Source organism: Novosphingobium sp. FW305-C-30-35 (genome assembly GCF_058783135.1).
The window spans coordinates 281195-295650 of record NZ_JBYSYJ010000003.1; the positions used below are offsets into that span (position 1 = coordinate 281195).

General features: G+C 61.0%; 12 protein-coding genes and 3 pseudogenes. 4 read left to right on the forward strand and 11 right to left on the reverse strand.

The genetic code is table 11. The features are described from left to right. Positions 1–3: 3 nt before the first annotated feature. On the reverse strand, positions 4–495 hold the full coding sequence (locus AC3WLM_RS20870) for a MarR family winged helix-turn-helix transcriptional regulator (RefSeq protein WP_066112281.1): 492 nt from the start codon (positions 493–495) through the stop codon (positions 4–6). 117 nt (positions 496–612) lie between these two features. Further along, a pseudogene (locus AC3WLM_RS20875) lies at positions 613–1503 on the reverse strand (IS3 family transposase); the annotation flags it as partial. Positions 1504–1563: 60 nt separating this feature from the next. Here AC3WLM_RS20875 and AC3WLM_RS20880 point away from each other — a divergent pair. Beyond that, positions 1564–2616, forward strand: a complete 1053-nt coding sequence (locus AC3WLM_RS20880; protein ID WP_039338337.1) for an IS110 family RNA-guided transposase — start codon at positions 1564–1566, stop codon at positions 2614–2616. A 235-nt stretch (positions 2617–2851) separates the two neighbouring features. On the opposite strand, the pseudogene AC3WLM_RS20885 reads toward AC3WLM_RS20880, so the two are convergent. After that, positions 2852–3115: pseudogene (locus AC3WLM_RS20885) on the reverse strand (transposase); the annotation flags it as partial. A gap of 102 nt (positions 3116–3217) precedes the next feature. Between AC3WLM_RS20885 and AC3WLM_RS20890 the strand changes: the two are divergent. From AC3WLM_RS20890 to AC3WLM_RS20900, 3 genes are read left to right on the forward strand one after another with little or no spacing between them, the layout of a single operon-like run. Then, positions 3218–4345: an HlyD family secretion protein gene (locus AC3WLM_RS20890; RefSeq protein ID WP_066112284.1), complete on the forward strand. Its 1128-nt coding sequence runs from the start codon at positions 3218–3220 to the stop codon at positions 4343–4345. After that, the gene (locus AC3WLM_RS20895) at positions 4342–5913 is read left to right on the forward strand and encodes an MDR family MFS transporter (RefSeq protein WP_051051489.1); all 1572 of its coding nucleotides are present in this window, start codon (positions 4342–4344) and stop codon (positions 5911–5913) included. Before AC3WLM_RS20890 ends, AC3WLM_RS20895 begins: the two co-directional genes overlap by 4 nt. Positions 5914–5923: 10 nt before the next feature. Then, positions 5924–7384 (forward strand): efflux transporter outer membrane subunit, encoded by a 1461-nt coding sequence (locus tag AC3WLM_RS20900; protein ID WP_067512235.1) that lies wholly within the window; start codon positions 5924–5926, stop codon positions 7382–7384. Here AC3WLM_RS20900 and AC3WLM_RS20905 read toward each other — a convergent pair. The 8 genes and pseudogenes from AC3WLM_RS20905 to AC3WLM_RS20940 form a co-directional block, all read right to left on the reverse strand. Beyond that, positions 7314–7808, reverse strand: a complete 495-nt coding sequence (locus AC3WLM_RS20905; protein ID WP_082737004.1) for a hotdog fold thioesterase — start codon at positions 7806–7808, stop codon at positions 7314–7316. The genes AC3WLM_RS20900 and AC3WLM_RS20905 overlap by 71 nt on opposite strands. Next, positions 7805–8710 carry an alpha/beta fold hydrolase gene (locus tag AC3WLM_RS20910; protein ID WP_066112287.1) on the reverse strand — a complete coding sequence of 302 codons (906 nt, stop codon included), beginning with the start codon at positions 8708–8710 and terminating at the stop codon, positions 7805–7807. The genes AC3WLM_RS20905 and AC3WLM_RS20910 overlap by 4 nt, the downstream gene beginning before the upstream one ends. Positions 8711–9284: 574 nt before the next feature. Next, entirely contained in the window at positions 9285–9587 is a 303-nt protein-coding gene (locus tag AC3WLM_RS20915; protein WP_039338748.1) for a type II toxin-antitoxin system RelE/ParE family toxin, read from the reverse strand. A 2-nt stretch (positions 9588–9589) separates the two neighbouring features. Beyond that, positions 9590–9835: a type II toxin-antitoxin system ParD family antitoxin gene (locus tag AC3WLM_RS20920; protein ID WP_039338749.1), complete on the reverse strand. Its 246-nt coding sequence runs from the start codon at positions 9833–9835 to the stop codon at positions 9590–9592. A 44-nt stretch (positions 9836–9879) separates the two neighbouring features. Then, a pseudogene (locus tag AC3WLM_RS20925) lies at positions 9880–10677 on the reverse strand (IS110 family RNA-guided transposase); the annotation flags it as partial. Positions 10678–10761: 84 nt separating this feature from the next. Next, the gene (locus AC3WLM_RS20930; protein WP_039338739.1) at positions 10762–11766 is read right to left on the reverse strand and encodes a tyrosine-type recombinase/integrase; all 1005 of its coding nucleotides are present in this window, start codon (positions 11764–11766) and stop codon (positions 10762–10764) included. Beyond that, positions 11763–13130: a tyrosine-type recombinase/integrase gene (locus tag AC3WLM_RS20935; protein WP_039338740.1), complete on the reverse strand. Its 1368-nt coding sequence runs from the start codon at positions 13128–13130 to the stop codon at positions 11763–11765. The genes AC3WLM_RS20930 and AC3WLM_RS20935 overlap by 4 nt, the downstream gene beginning before the upstream one ends. Then, positions 13127–14356, reverse strand: coding sequence for a site-specific integrase (locus AC3WLM_RS20940; RefSeq protein ID WP_492478644.1), 1230 nt, complete (start codon positions 14354–14356; stop codon positions 13127–13129). Before AC3WLM_RS20940 ends, AC3WLM_RS20935 begins: the two co-directional genes overlap by 4 nt. Positions 14357–14456: the final 100 nt, after the last annotated feature.

Below are 14456 nucleotides of genomic sequence, written 5' to 3' on the forward strand. Positions count from 1 at the left end.
ATATTACTCAGCCTCGGCCCGGAATTGGTCCAGATTTTCCGATACCCTTGCAAGAATCTGCTGCAACGTTTGCTTCTCGTCGGCGGCAATGTCGCGCCAAAGCAGATTATGAAGCCTATCCGCGGAGCCTCTCAGTTCGGGCAGCATATCATCTAGCTGCTCCGTGAGGATGAGCTGCCACGCTCGCCGATCCGTCTCAGCTCGAAGCCTTTTCATCAGCCCGCGAGCGCAAAGACCTGCAACCGCCTGGCCGATGGTCGCCGATTCCAGTTCCAGTTTCTTGGCGATTTCAGCCTGCGTAAGGGCAGGATCGCGAAGAAGTTGTCCGATGATCCTCCACTGTGTCTGATTGAGACCGATCCTGGCGACCCTCGAATCGTACACTCTGCGCGCGCCGCGACTGATCTCGTCCATAAGATAGAGAATGCGGTCATCATCGGTGATGACCTTCTGCCGACGCTGAGACCGTGACATGGTATCTGGTTTTTCATCCATAGCGCTGTGTAGTCGGATAGCCTCGGATGACCAAATGCAAACTGCTAAATGCCTTTACTATCTGTCTCACGGCTTATAAGGCGCAAGTCGGTGACGTGCTCCCCAGATTGTTACCGCTCAGAGGTAGAGTCTCGCTCCTTCATGATTGATGTTTGATGGGATGGCAACGTGTCTGGGGGCATGCCCCCAGACACGTTCGCCGGCGATCTCAGCGGGGGTCTTCCCGTCCAGTTTCGAGTGTGGCCTGACGTTGTTGTAGTCGTGCCGCCATGCAGCGAGCACGAACCGGGCATGAGCCAGTGAGGTGAACAGCGTCTCGTTGAGGCATTCGTCGCGCAGACGGCCATTGAAGCTTTCCACGAAGCCGTTCTGCATCGGCTTGCCCGGCGCGATGTAGTGCCACTCGACGCGCCGCTCCTGCGACCAGCGCAGGATGGCCGACGAGGTCAGTTCCGTGCCATTGTCGCTGACCACCGTATGCGGTTTGCCGCGCTGCCCGATCAGGCTGGTCAGTTCCCGGGCCACCCGTGCGCCTGACAGCGACGTATCAGCCGCCAGCGCCAGGCATTCCCGGGAGAAGTCATCAACCACGCACAGGATACGGAAGCGTCGGCCGCAGATCAGGCTGTCGGAGACGAAGTCGAGGCTCCAGCGCTGGTTCGGACCATCCGGCAGCACCATTGGCCTGCGCGTGCCCAGCGCCCGTTTCCGGCCACCGCGGCGGCGCACCCTGAGGCCTTCCTCGCGGTAGATGCGCAGCAGCTTCTTGTGGTTGGGCTTCATGCCTTCCCGCGCCAGCAGGTAGCCCAGGCGGCGATAGCCGAACCGGCGACGTTCCGCCGCCAGCTCGCGCAACCGTTGCCGTAGCGCCCCGTCATCGGGCCTTGTCGGCTCGTAACGGATCACCCTGCGGCTCACACCGACCAGACTGCACGCCCGACGCTCGCTCAGCCCGTGCTGTCCACGGGCATGGGCGACGGCTTCCCGCTTCGCGCCGGGCGTTACCATTAATGGGATGACCCGCCCTGTCCTTCCATCCACAGTCGAGCGATCAAGAAGGAGGATGCAATGAGCATACGGAACAAGCCAAGAGATGCAGCCGTGTTCGGCATCGACATCGGCAAGACGGTCTTTCACGTCGTCGGCCTCGATGCTTCTCACGCACCGATCCAGAAAGCCACCTTCAGACGGGAGACGTTGCTGCAGTTCTTTGAGCGTGCGTCGCCGGTGTTGGTGGGGATGGAAGCGTGTCCCGGTTCGCAGTGGCTTGCGCGCAAACTTCAAGCGATGGGTCACATTGTGCGGATCGTGCCGGCACAGTTCGTGAAGCCGTTCGTGAAGTCGAACAAGAACGATATCATCGACGCCGAAGCCATCGCAGAAGCGGTAACCAGGCCGACGATGCGCTTCGTGGAGATCCGGTCGCCGGAACAGATTGACCTGCAGGCTCTGCACCGCGTCCGGGACAGGATGATCGCTCATCGCACGCGACTGATCAGTCAGATGCGCGCCTTTTGCCTGGAATACGGCATCGCAATCCACCAAGGTGCCGGCAAGTTCAAAGCCGACATGCCACGGGTGCTCGGGGATATGGACAATGAGCTCACGCCCGCCATGCGCCGAATGCTGACTGAGGTATTCGGGGAACTCGGCGATCTCGAACAGCGCATCGCCGCCATGAACCGCGAGATCGAAGCTATCGCAGCGCGCAGCGATACGGCCCGTCGCTTAATGACTGTACCCGGTGTCGGCCCACTGGGGGCCACCGCCTTGCTTGCATCGGCCGGCACGGGGCGTCAGTTCCGCAAAGCTCGCGATCTGGCGGCATGGCTTGGGCTCGTGCCACGGGAGTACTCTACTGGGGGCAAAACGAGGCTGCTCGGCATCAGCAAACGTGGCAACAAGTACCTCCGGCGCATGATCATCCACGGAGCTAGATCCTGCGTGACGCATCTCGACCGAAGCCGGGACCGCCTGGGGCCATGGCTTGATGGGCTGGAACGCCGAATGCATAAGAACAAGGTCACCGTCGCCTTGGCAGCCAAGATCGCCCGCATCTTGTGGGTCGTGCTGACGAAGCCCGGTGCCAGTTACGAGCGGAGGGATCCAGCCTTCGGCTGATCTGGACCGCTACAGACTGCGAGGTTCGTGAGCGTGATGACGAAACAGTTGACCTGCGTATCGTAAGCTCCGTCAAAAAAACGGGCTACCAGCCCGAAGCATTTATCCGAGAACGATACGCGCGGATCTCATCAAGGCCTGGCCGCAACAGCGGTCCACTCGCGAGAGGCCGGATACATTTGTGCAGACTGGCACCGTCACCACCGATCGACCCTTGCATGGACAGGGCGGGTCATACATTTTTTGATGCCAGATCCTTCAGCACGACGTTGTCCAGCATCGCCTCGGCCAGCAGCTTCTTCAGCCGGCTGTTCTCCTGCTCGAGCGTCCGCAGCCGCCGGGCATCCGACACCTCCAACCCGCCGAACTTCGACTTCCACTTGTAGAACGTAGCGGAGCTAATGCCGTGACGACGACACACCTCTGCCGTCGGCATCCCAGCCTCCTGCTCCTTCAATACCGCGATGATCTGCTCTTCGCTGAACCTGCTTCGTTTCATTCTCGTCCGACTCCTTTGCGTCGGACTCTACCAAAAACCGGTCACATTTCAGGGGAGCACGTCATCGGGTTCACATTTTACTGAAGCTGTCGAAAGAGTCAGATGACCGATACCTCCAACCAACCGGAGCAGGAGGGCACAACCCCAACGAAACCGCAATCGCGGCGTAGCTTGCGCATCGTGCTAATCATCGTTGGTCTTGCCGTGCTGCTTGGCGGGATCTGGTGGTACTACCGGCACGTAACCTACGGACAGTACTTTCAGTCTACCGATAACGCCTATGTCGCTGCCGACAGCGTCGTTATCTCTTCCAAGGTAGCGGGATACGTCGAAGAGGTCTTCGTGGGGGAGAACGAGCAGGTTGCTCGCGGCGGAGCCCTCGTACAACTGGATCTGCGGGATTATCAGGCGCAAGCGCAGCAGGCGCGCGCACAGATCGCTGCGACCCTGGCCGGTGCCGACACAATCCGTTCTCAGGTATCCGAACAGGATGCAGCCATTCGCCAGGCGCGGGCCCAACTCGCCGCCGCGAGCGCGGCACTGGACCTCGCGAACGACCAGGTGGCGCGATATCGGCCCCTTGCCGCGACAGGAGCCGAACCGCGGGAAAAGCTAGACCAGTATGAGGCGCAGGCGCGGCAGGCGCGGGCCGAATTCGCCGCTGCGCAGGCGGCAGTGGCTGCCGCGACCGCTCGCCGGGGGACCCTGTTCGAGCAGATCAGCCAGACCCAGGCGCAGGCGGACGCTGCTCGCGCTCAGCTGGAAACAGCCGACCTTACGGTTGAATCGACCTTGCTGCGCGCCAGCAAGGCCGGCCGCGTCGGCGATCTCTCGGTCAGGGTGGGCCAGTTCGTGCAACCGGGTCAACGTTTGATGACGGTGGTTCCGGTGAGCGCGATCTACGTGACCGCGAACTTCAAAGAAACGCAGGTCGGCCTCATCCGGGCCGGCCAGAGCGTCAGGCTCGAAGTTGACGCCCTGCCAGACCTTGAGATCGCGGGACGAGTGGACAGCATATCGCCGGGAACGGGCGCGGAATTTTCCATCCTCCCCCCCGAAAATGCCACCGGCAACTTTACCAAGATCGTTCAACGGATACCCGTCCGCATCGCTATCGATGCTCCCCCTGAAGTGCGGCGTCTGCTCGTTCCCGGGATGTCGGTAGTGGCTACGGTCGACACTCGGAATGCTGCCGGCGAATTGGAAGAGATCTCGAGTCGGACTCAATGACCGAGATACTGGCAGCGCAGGACACTTCGATCGGGCCGGCCGGGAGCCGAAAGAACGCAGACGTTACTGCCTGGGTCGCTGTGGCCGCGGGCGCGCTTGGCGCCATGCTCGCGACGCTGGACATATCAATCGTCAATTCCGCACTCCCCGTCATTCAGGGCGAGATCGGTGCCACAGGCGCCGAAGGCACCTGGATTGCTACGTCATTTCTCGTTGCTGAGATTGTCGTCATTCCGCTGAGCGCTTGGCTGGAACGGCTGTTCGGTCTGCGAACCCTCCTCATCATCGCGGTCAGCGCGTTCACCGCCTTTTCGGTGCTGTGCGGGATTGCAACCGACCTTACGACAATGATCATCGGCCGCACGGGTCAGGGCTTCACGGGCGGCGTGCTCATTCCGACGGCAATGACCATCGTGGCCAAAAGGCTGCCGCCACATCAGCAGCCCATCGGAATGGCCCTGTTCGGCATGACAGTGATCCTCGGCCCCGTGATGGGGCCTTTGATCGGGGGTTGGCTGACCGAGAATCTGAGCTGGCACTATGCCTTCTTTGTCAATGTGCCGGTCTGCGGCCTGCTGCTGCTCCTGCTGTTCGTTGGCTTGCCCCACGAAAAGCCAAAGTGGGATTATCTCACTGACGCGGATTGGGCGGGCATTGTCGGGCTCATCTTGGGGCTGGGCGGACTTACGGTCGTCCTTGAGGAGGGCCACCGCGAGGAATGGTTTGAATCCTCTCTCATTCGCTGGCTCACAATCATCACAGTCGTCGGATTTGCCTCGCTGATCTACGGACAGGTGAAGGCACGCAAGCCAGTCTTGAAGTTGCAGCTCTTGTTCAATCGACAGTTCGCCAGCGTCGCGATCATGGCGCTCGCCCTGGGTATGGTGATGTATGGTTCGACCTACGTCATCCCGCAGTTCCTCGCGATCATTTCTGATTATAACGCGCTTCAGACCGGGCTGGTGATCTTCTGGATGGGCGTCCCGGCCTTCCTGTTGATGCCTGTGCTTCCCTTGATGATCCGGAAGATCGACATTCGCATCGCCGTCGGCGCCGGCATGTTGCTGATGGCGGTCAGCTGCTTTGTCAGCACCAGCCTTACAGCAGAATCCGGTGGTGCCGTTTTTACCGAGAGCCAGCTCTTGCGCGGTGTCGGCATGATCTTGTCGATGATGTTCCTGAATCAGGCGACGGTGGCTTCGGTCGCCAAGGAGGATGCCGGCGACGCCTCGGGAATTTTCAACGCGGCGCGCAATCTCGGTGGCTCTTTCGCTCTTTCGGCTCTGGCATCGTTCCAAGACCAGCGGATCTGGCATCATAGCCGGCGGATGGAAGAGACCCTGAATGCGAACAGCGTTTCGCTACAGGACTATCTCGACGGGCTGGCGCGAAACTTCGGCGGCATGGAGGGGGCGATGGCCGTCCTGAGCCGCACCCTCCAACGCGAGGCGTTCATAATGACCTACAATGACGTGTTCCTGGTTATGGGGATTCTGACCCTCGCGACGGTTCCGCTGGTCCTCTTCCTGAGGCCGCTTCCAAAAAATGTCTCCCTTTCGATGCACTGAGCCCTATATGATGCGCCGTTCGATACCATCGCTTCTCCTCATCGCCTTGCTGGCTGGCTGTACGGCTGGGCCGGACTACGCAGGCCCTCCGGAAATATTGTCGGCGGATACGGGCCATCGGTTTGTCCGCGCTGGCGAGGATGTGGTCGTCATGGACCCGGCCCTTGCCGAATGGTGGGTGCTGCTCGACGATCCTGAACTGACCCGGCTGGTCGAAACTGCGTTGTCCGAAAATCCGTCGCTCCAGGCAGCGCAGGCGCGCATCGCGCAGGCCCGGGCATCGGTCAGGCAGGATCGGGCCGGCAGAATGCCGACACTCGGAACCCAGGCCACCACTATTCAGGGCCAGCTTCCCGGCCTTGAAATTCAGGAGGGGGCACCCCCATCCTCACAGCAACCCGATCCGGAGGCGGGAAGCGACGATGCCCTCAGCTTTTACAATGTTGGTCTCAATGCCAACTGGGAGCTGGAGTTCGCGGGCGGCTCCCGGAGGCGTATCGAGGCCGGCAAAGCGCAGGCTGCGGCAACGGTCGCCAATGCGGAGGACGCAAAGGTTCAGCTGACCGCCGAAGTTGCCAATAACTACGTCAACTTGCGGGAGGCCCAGTTCCGCGCCGACCAATACCGGACGCAGATCAAGCTGCAGGAAGAAGTCCTGGCCCTAACTTATCAGCGGTATCAGCAAGGCGCGCTGCCGCTGTTCCCGGTGGGCAATGCGAACGCGGAGCTGGAGGTGCTCAAATCCCAATTCGCCGAGGCGGAGGCCGATACAGCCGTCCTGCTAGACGCGCTTGCGATCCTGTCGGGGCGGATTCCGGGATCGACGGACGAAGACCTTTCGACGCCGCGTGATATCCCTTTGCCCCCGGATGAGGTTACTGTCGGCGATCCGGCGAGTCTGATCGCGCGTCGGCCCGACATCAGGGCGGCTGAGCGCACTCTCGCCGCTGCAACGGCCAGGATCGGGGTGGCCGAAGCGGCAAGGTTCCCGAAGCTGTCCTTTATGGGGATTCTGGGCCTTGGCGGATCTTCCCCCGACGATATCTTCGATGTAGGCGAATTTTCGGCATTGGCGATACCCCGCCTGGAATGGAACTTCCTCGATTTTGGAAGGGTCGACGCGTCGGTCGATCGCGCCGGGGCGGTCCGCGACGAAGCTGTCGCCAACTATCGTCAAACCGTCCTCGCGGCGCTACAGGATGCCGAGCGCGCTCTGGCACGATTTGGCCAACAACGCGTCGCGCTGGCAGCCAGCGCGCAGATCAAGAGCCAGGCGGATAGCGCCGCCGATCTGAACCGCCAACGTTTTGCCGCAGGAGCGATCTCGAAGGCTGACCTCAACCGGGCCCTGCGAGAACAGCAGCAGGCCTCAGCAGACCTCGTCCGGGCAAAAGGCGCCCTTACGCTGGCGTGGATCGCGCTGCAGAAGTCGCTGGGCCTTGGGTGGCAAGAGCCTGTTCGAGATCAATAGTCTCGCCGCGATGATCAAGTGATCCGGTTGACGAGAAGTAGGCGCCCCTGCCGCTGGCGACCAACTTGCCGTCGGGCTCGAGAACCCGGGTTTCCGCCACCGAAATCTGTCGCCCGATCTTCACGATCTGTCCGTGAGCAGTGAGAGGTCCTGAGGTTGCAGGACGGTGGTAATCGACATGCAGATCGGCCGTCGCTCTCGCCGCGACGCCCCCGGCAAGCAGCGTATAAAGCCCGGTGAGGTCGACCAGTGAAGCCAGGACCCCTCCATGCGCCGACCCAATCATCGGGTTCGACACGATCTCTTCGCGCCATGGCATGGTGATCGCGATTCCCTGGTCGGAGCATGTTGCAATCTCCAGCCCAAGCCATCGATGAAACGGCGCGATATTCAGCATTTCCTGCAAGCGCTCTCGATCGATCATAGCTCCCTCGTCCCCTGTGGCTGAGCCGTATCGGATGAGTGATGGCGCCGTAGGAAGTCGACGATAGCGGCGGAAAAGGCATCGTTCGCATCGCCCACGACCATGTGCGTGGCATCGGCAATATCGGTGTATTCTGCATGGGGGGCGAGTTGTCGCAGATGCAATACGGCCTCTTCGGAAACAAGATCGCTAGAGGCGCCTCGGATGAGGTGAAGCGGAAGCGTGAGATTCGCCGCAGCTTGGCTGAGCATTGCCGATTGACGTTCTTGGCTGTCTGGGTCGCCTTGTCTGGCTGACACTATATTACGGATAAACACAGGGTCCCAGTGCCAATAGAAGCGCCCATCCGGCTTCTGCCTCAGATAGCTTTTCAGACCATCGCTCGCGCCCCGCCTGGGACGATGCGGCATGTAGCGAGCGATCACGTCGGCCGCCTCCTCTGGTGAGGCGAAGCCGCTATCGACATGCTCTTCCATGAAACCAACCACGCGCATTACACCGCTGGGCGCCATGCGCGGGGCAATGTCGACCAATGTGAGTGAAGCAAAGCTACCTGGAGCAAGCTCCCCTGCGGCAATCAGTCCAGCGAGCCCGCCCAGTGAAGCGCCGACCAGCGCTGGCTTCTGGTCCAGGCGCGACGCTGCAGCGACCAGATCCGCCGCGAAGTCGCGCATTTCATAAGCTCCGCATGGCGACCAATCGCTGTCTCCGTGACCGCGCATGTCGAAGGCGATTGCGCGAAAGCCGGCTTGAGCCAGCTCGCTGACCACCCTTCTCCACGCGCGCCGTGTCTGCCCGCCGCCGTGCGCAAGAAGGACGGGTATGGCGTAGGCATCCCCCTCAGCCTCGGCTGTAAGAGAAATCGCGCCTGCGCCCTCAATCGTAAAGGTTTCTCTCGCCATCTCTGGATGGTAGGAAAGGCGCGCTAAATAGTAAACCGATTTAGTTTGTGGCCCTCGGCTCCGTGTTGGCTGTCCTGCAGGGGCGTTTCAACGACGGCAAAAGTCTATGCCAAGAGGGGTTTTTCCAGACCATTCTCTAATGCACCGGCTTGCGATTCGGTCAGCAGTCGCTGTCCGCATAATCCGCTCAAAGATATAAAAGCTGCCTTTCCGCTATCGGCCCAATAGCGGTCGCAATTCGTGCCCAGCGCGCAGACGGCAGAGTGGCGGGTTTTGGCAATGAACCTGCCGTTGAACTCGTCAGGCGGGAATGGCCGGTTAGTCCCAACCCAAGTCTTTTCCCCACTGCTACAGCATGCTGAACGAGGGGCAGGAATCGATCACGAAAAACTGATGATCGAATGTCCGAGTTCAAGGCGCCTGCTGCCAAGGTGGGCTGGCATATGCCAATGTCGAGTTTCGGCATTTTCGGACTTTCAAGGATCCACTGCTGAAGGGCGTGTTTGGTCGGCAGAGAAATGCCAAGTCGGGTGGGATCTCTTCGGATTGGCCGCCAGCGCTTACCCTGCGACGGCTAACCGTGGTAATTCGAGGATATCCAATCTTCTCGACCATGCCGGACACGCAGAATGATGACCTTGTCCTCATCTCCGACATCATAAATCACCAGATGCGCCTTGTAGGGATGCACGCGGACAGGAGGTGATATTTCCTCTCGCAATCGCGCAGCTTGGGGATAGTCGGCAAGAAACTCGAAGATCGCGCTCAGCCCTTCGTGATAGGTATCGGCCTGAGGCAGTCCGAACTGCTCGATGCCTTGGAGAAAGATGGCTGTCAGATCTTCGGCGGCGGCGCGCGTTAAGCGAAAGCGAGGCACGGTCAGGCTTGCAGGTCAGCCTGGCTGATCGCTCGCGTCCGGATGTCCGCCATCGTCTCGTCGCTCAAACCGCTGGCGCGGGCCTCATCGACGAGGCGCTGCATGGCCGCGACTTTGTCAGCACGTTCCTGGTCACGACGGATGAGATCGCGCACATAGTCGCTGGCATTGCTATACCGACCAGTGTCAGCTTGCGCTTCTACCCATTGCTTCATCGGATCGGGCAGTGAAATGTTCATCGTAGCCATGGCAACCTCCAAGGCCAAAAAATAGCAAAGATTGGCAAAGGTTGTCAATTGGTGCTCAGCGACGGCCAGCCCCCGCGAACAGGGCTGTTGTGCAGCCGACGCAATGTACCCTTCCCTTCGTGGTCTACTTGGTTCGCGAGCGCCACCGAGACCAACATGCGCGGCTTGCGCGCCAGCATTTTCTCCAGCCATGAACCGGCGGGCGCCCCGAAGCGAGACGCCTGGCGGACCATCGAGCTACCGCCAATGATCAGCAGCCTTCGGATTGTGCGCTCGCCCATCCTTGCGATGCTGCCAATTCGCTGTTTGCCACCGGTCGAGTGCTGGCGCGGCGTAAGGCCGAGCCAGGCGGCGAAGTCGCGACCCTTGCGGAAGGTCTCGACAGGCGGGGCAAGCGCCAGGATTGCAGTGGCCGCGATGGGGCCAGTGCCGGGAATGGTCATCAGGCGGCGAGCTGCCTCATCCTCCTTTGCCCGCCGCGCGATTTCACGGTCGAGCGTAGCGACGCGATTGTCCAACTCGGCCAGCAAGTCGAGCATGAGCTTGAACATCGGCAGCGCCGCTGCCGGCAATGTCGAGGCCATCTCCTCTTCGTCGATGAGTGACGCCAGCAGCGTCATGTTTGCCGTGCCCTGCGGTGCCACCCAGCCATACTCTGCCAGATGTCCGCGGATCGCGTTGATCAACTGGGTGCGCTGACGCACAACGAGGTCCCGTGTGCGAAACACCAATCCTGCAGCCTGCTGCTCTTCGGTCTTCACCGCCACGAAGCGCATGCCAGGTCGTTGCGCCGCTTCGCAGATCGCCTCTGCATCGATCGCATCGTTCTTGTTCCGCTTCACTAATCACGAGGTCCCCATAATGCGGAGGAACGCGGCCTGATTGGCGGATTTTCGCCATTCTTGGCCATGCTCCTCCTCATTATTTCAGAGCGTGTCGAGCCAGGCGAGCACGCTTCCATCGCGCTTCCAGGATGGTTTGCCTCCGGGTGTGGTCGGAGCGGCGACCTGTTCCAGGGCTTTCCGCTTCGTTTCCAGATTGGCCCTGGCATAGTGGTTGGTTGTATCGAGGCTCACATGGCCGAGCCAGCTGCGTATGATTGTAACGTCGACGCCCGACGAGATGAGGTGCACGGCGGTGGCGTGGCGGAAGGCATGTGGCGTCACATGCTTGGCACATAGCGTTGGCATGGTTTCGGCCGCAGACCTCACGTAGGCAGCAAGCTTGAATCGGACCCCCGAGGCACTGAGGGGGGCGCCATAGCGATTGACGAACAGCCGCTGGTCAGGCGCCCGTGGCTGCCGCTCGAGCAGTTTGCGCAGCAACAGGACCGTTTCTGGCCATAGCGGACAGATGCGTTCCTTCCGCCCCTTGCCGGTCAGACGCACGCAGCTCGGGCTTTCGAACCGGATTGCCTCGGGGCATAGATCTAGCGCTTCCTGTATCCGTGCGCCGCTGTTGTAGAGGAACGAGAACAGTGCATGGTCGCGCGCACCCTCAACGGTCAAACGGTCTGGCTGAGCGAGAATCGCCGTCACTTCCGCCGGATCCAGATAGCTCGGCTCCGACACGGGAGCACGCTTGATCGGGATATGGAGGATTTCGACGCATTGTGCGATCGACGCGGGATCCTTGGTGGACACGAAGTGGAAGAAGCTGCGGATCGCGGCAAGCCGGCAGTTGCGCGTGCCGATTGTGCCGCCGCGTTCATGTTCGGCGTGGCCGAGGAACGCAATGACGGTACTGGCGGTCAGATCGGCCAGCGTGATCACCACCACCTTCTTTCCCGCACGCTGTGCGACGAACCGCAGCAACAGCCGCCAGGTGTCGCGGTATGAGCGAACCGTATGGATGGACGCGTTGCGCTGCTCGACCAGCCATTCGTAGAAGAACGCGCGCAGCAGTTTCGGGAACGGGTCGGCCTTGCTCATGGCTGCGCCTCCCGCCCCAGGCTGAGGCATTGAGCGCCCATCGTGCGGAACCGCTCGTTGGCGAGGTGCAGCAACTCCTGCGTGACCGTGATGTAGACCAGCGTGGAGTTGATATCCCGATGGCCGAGGTAAGTCGCAAGGAACGGCAAGCGCTCCTGCGGATTGATGCCCGTTCGGTACCATTCGAGGATTCTGTTCACGACCATCGAGTGGCGCAGGTCATGCACGCGCGGGCCTGCTTTTCCTCGCAATGGTTTCAACCCAGCGCGGCGTATGACGTCGGTGAGCAGCCAGGTGATCATTTCCGGGGTGTAATGGCCGTCGCCTCGCTCGTGCCAGAACAGACCCGAACGCGCGTCCTGTGATCCACCGGCACACCGGCGCGCATCGATGTAGGCCCGAAGCGCGACCACGACGCTGTCCGGTAGCGGCAAAATGCGGGTCTTGAAGAACTTGGTCTGTCGGATGGTGATGGTACCCTCGTGCAGGTCAACATCACCAAGATCGAGACGGGCAAGCTCACCGCGCCGCAAGCCCGCGCAATAGGCGAGGAGCAGCATGGTGTACATGCTCTGCGGGCGAAGTGGTGCCCGCGGCGACGGGTAGTTACGTGCGATCTCGAGCATCCGCCGCACGTCGGCAGGCGAGTAGATATGAGGCGTTCGCCATTGCTTGGAGGCCTCCTTCCTCGGTCTCGGGTCTGGTCGCCGCATAGGTATCGACGGGTCGCGGTGACGAAGGATTTTCGCAAAGACGCGCTTGAGCTTCTCGCATTCCTCGGCGTGATGACGCGTGCCATTCGTTGCTGGCCATCGATCTATCATGGAGTTCAGCGTCTCGGCTTCCGGTCCCGGATGCAACTGGAGGAACCGGTCGAACCGCAGAAGCAACTGGGACTGCGATGTGTATTTGTATCCTCTGCGCCGCATCATCGCGACATGCTCGGCCATCATTTCGCCCAGCTCGCTGCCGAACGGTCTGGGCTGGCGTAGTTCGGCAAGTGCCTTTTCCGGATTCCGCGACGCCAATGCCCGCCAAATCGGCATGCACTGCTTGATATTGCACTCATCGCGCAGAGCGGCGACGGGATTGCGTTGGATCGTGCCGATTTCGGCCAGGCGTTCGAAGAACCGGTCAACGATGCGGGTGCGGTGCAAGAGCGTGGACGGCGCTCGACGAACGGCCGATTCTCGTAGCCAGGCCAGCAGAACTTCCTGATCGAGTGCCTCGAAACGTTCGACGACATCCTGCAAGCCATGCAAGACTTGGGCATAGCCGGCTCGGCTTTTCGTGCTGCGCAGATCAAGGCTCGCGACATAGCGACCAATGATCGCGCGGTCGGGATCGGGCCAGCGCGCGGTCATTCGACCAACTCCATTCCCGGCACGTCTAGCGCGATGGCCCTGAGGTCTTCGGTAGCAAGCTTGAGGTAGGGAGCCGTCGATCCTGTCGAACGATGTCCCAGCACGTCGCCGATGACCTTTTGAGGCACCGCGGCGCGCAGCATTTCGACCGCGCGCGCATGACGGAAGATGTGGGGGCCGCACTTACCAGCCGGTTGGACGCCAGCGTCACGGAGCCGCCGCCGAACCATGCTGTAAAGCTTATCGAGCTTTCGGTAGGGCGCGCGTGTACGCACGAAGATCTCCCTGACATCGGTCGAGGGACGCCCGGAGCGCAGATAGGCGAGCACCGCTTCGCCGACCGGCTCAAGAAGGGGCAGGAATGTGCTGGCTCGCGTTTTGTGGTGATGCACATGGATGGCTTCCGTTCGCCAGTCGATATCCTCGATCCGGAGATGGCGGATTTCACCTGACCGCAGACCATAGGCTGCGAGGAGTTGCAGGATCGCATAATCCCGCAACCCCGCCGGTGACTTGTCCTTCTCGGCACTTTCCAGCACGGCGATGATCTGCCCGCGGTCCAGGACCGAAGGTACGCCTTCATATGCATAAAGCGTCGGTGCCAGGACATGCCCGGACAGATCCGTCGTAACGCGACCTGTGATATGGAGGTAGCGCAGTAACGCGCGAAGCCGCTCTGTGACAGACTTCAACGAGCAGCGCCTCAATTTCGGCGCGCGCAAATCCATGTAGTGGTCAATGTCAGTCACGCTCAGAACCGCCAAACCGTTGAGCCCGTGATCGATCTGCCAGGCAAGGAAGTGCCGGGCTTCCCACATCAGCGCTGCAACGCTGGAACAAGCCAACCCGCGTTCCTCACGCAGCCAGATTTCGTATTCGGCGCAGATTGAAAATCGGACCTCATCGGCCTCGCAGGCTGGCTTGATGGCGGGCGGCCATTGGCCGTGAACAAGCCGCAACAGTGCGTGAATTCCGGAGCGTGGGACCTCGCGCCAGCGCGCACTGGGACGTCGACCACGCTGCTTTTCGAACTGGACGATTGCGTGCCGCAGATATTGTTCCACATGCACGTCGATCACGTCCGCGACGGGGATGCCCCGCTGCCCCAGATAATCGAGAAATCCAGACGCGTAGGCGCAGTAGTTCCTCGCCACCACCAGGCTGTATCGCTGACCGATAAGCGACGACTTGAGTGCGGCGATTAGTTCGTGATGGTTATCCGACATGGGCGGCTCCTCTGCTGGTCGATTGACCCCCAGAGGTTCTGCGCCAAATAATGCGAAGCAAGTCGATCCAAGAAAGGCGAAAATCCGCCAATCAGGCCGC

What these genes read in the sequence shown, in the direction of transcription:
- AC3WLM_RS20900 (WP_067512235.1), top strand. Translation starts at nt 5,924, where the DNA reads ATGCGCCGTTCGATACCATCGCTTCTCCTCATCGCCTTGCTGGCTGGC.
- AC3WLM_RS20870 (WP_066112281.1), bottom strand. Translation starts at nt 495, where the DNA reads ATGGATGAAAAACCAGATACCATGTCACGGTCTCAGCGTCGGCAGAAG.
- AC3WLM_RS20935 (WP_039338740.1), bottom strand. Translation starts at nt 13,130, where the DNA reads ATGACCGCGCGCTGGCCCGATCCCGACCGCGCGATCATTGGTCGCTAT.
- AC3WLM_RS20905 (WP_082737004.1), bottom strand. Translation starts at nt 7,808, where the DNA reads ATGATCGATCGAGAGCGCTTGCAGGAAATGCTGAATATCGCGCCGTTT.
- AC3WLM_RS20890 (WP_066112284.1), top strand. Translation starts at nt 3,218, where the DNA reads ATGACCGATACCTCCAACCAACCGGAGCAGGAGGGCACAACCCCAACG.
- AC3WLM_RS20910 (WP_066112287.1), bottom strand. Translation starts at nt 8,710, where the DNA reads ATGGCGAGAGAAACCTTTACGATTGAGGGCGCAGGCGCGATTTCTCTT.
- AC3WLM_RS20920 (WP_039338749.1), bottom strand. Translation starts at nt 9,835, where the DNA reads ATGGCTACGATGAACATTTCACTGCCCGATCCGATGAAGCAATGGGTA.
- AC3WLM_RS20940 (WP_492478644.1), bottom strand. Translation starts at nt 14,356, where the DNA reads ATGTCGGATAACCATCACGAACTAATCGCCGCACTCAAGTCGTCGCTT.
- AC3WLM_RS20930 (WP_039338739.1), bottom strand. Translation starts at nt 11,766, where the DNA reads ATGAGCAAGGCCGACCCGTTCCCGAAACTGCTGCGCGCGTTCTTCTAC.
- AC3WLM_RS20880 (WP_039338337.1), top strand. Translation starts at nt 1,564, where the DNA reads ATGAGCATACGGAACAAGCCAAGAGATGCAGCCGTGTTCGGCATCGAC.
- AC3WLM_RS20895 (WP_051051489.1), top strand. Translation starts at nt 4,342, where the DNA reads ATGACCGAGATACTGGCAGCGCAGGACACTTCGATCGGGCCGGCCGGG.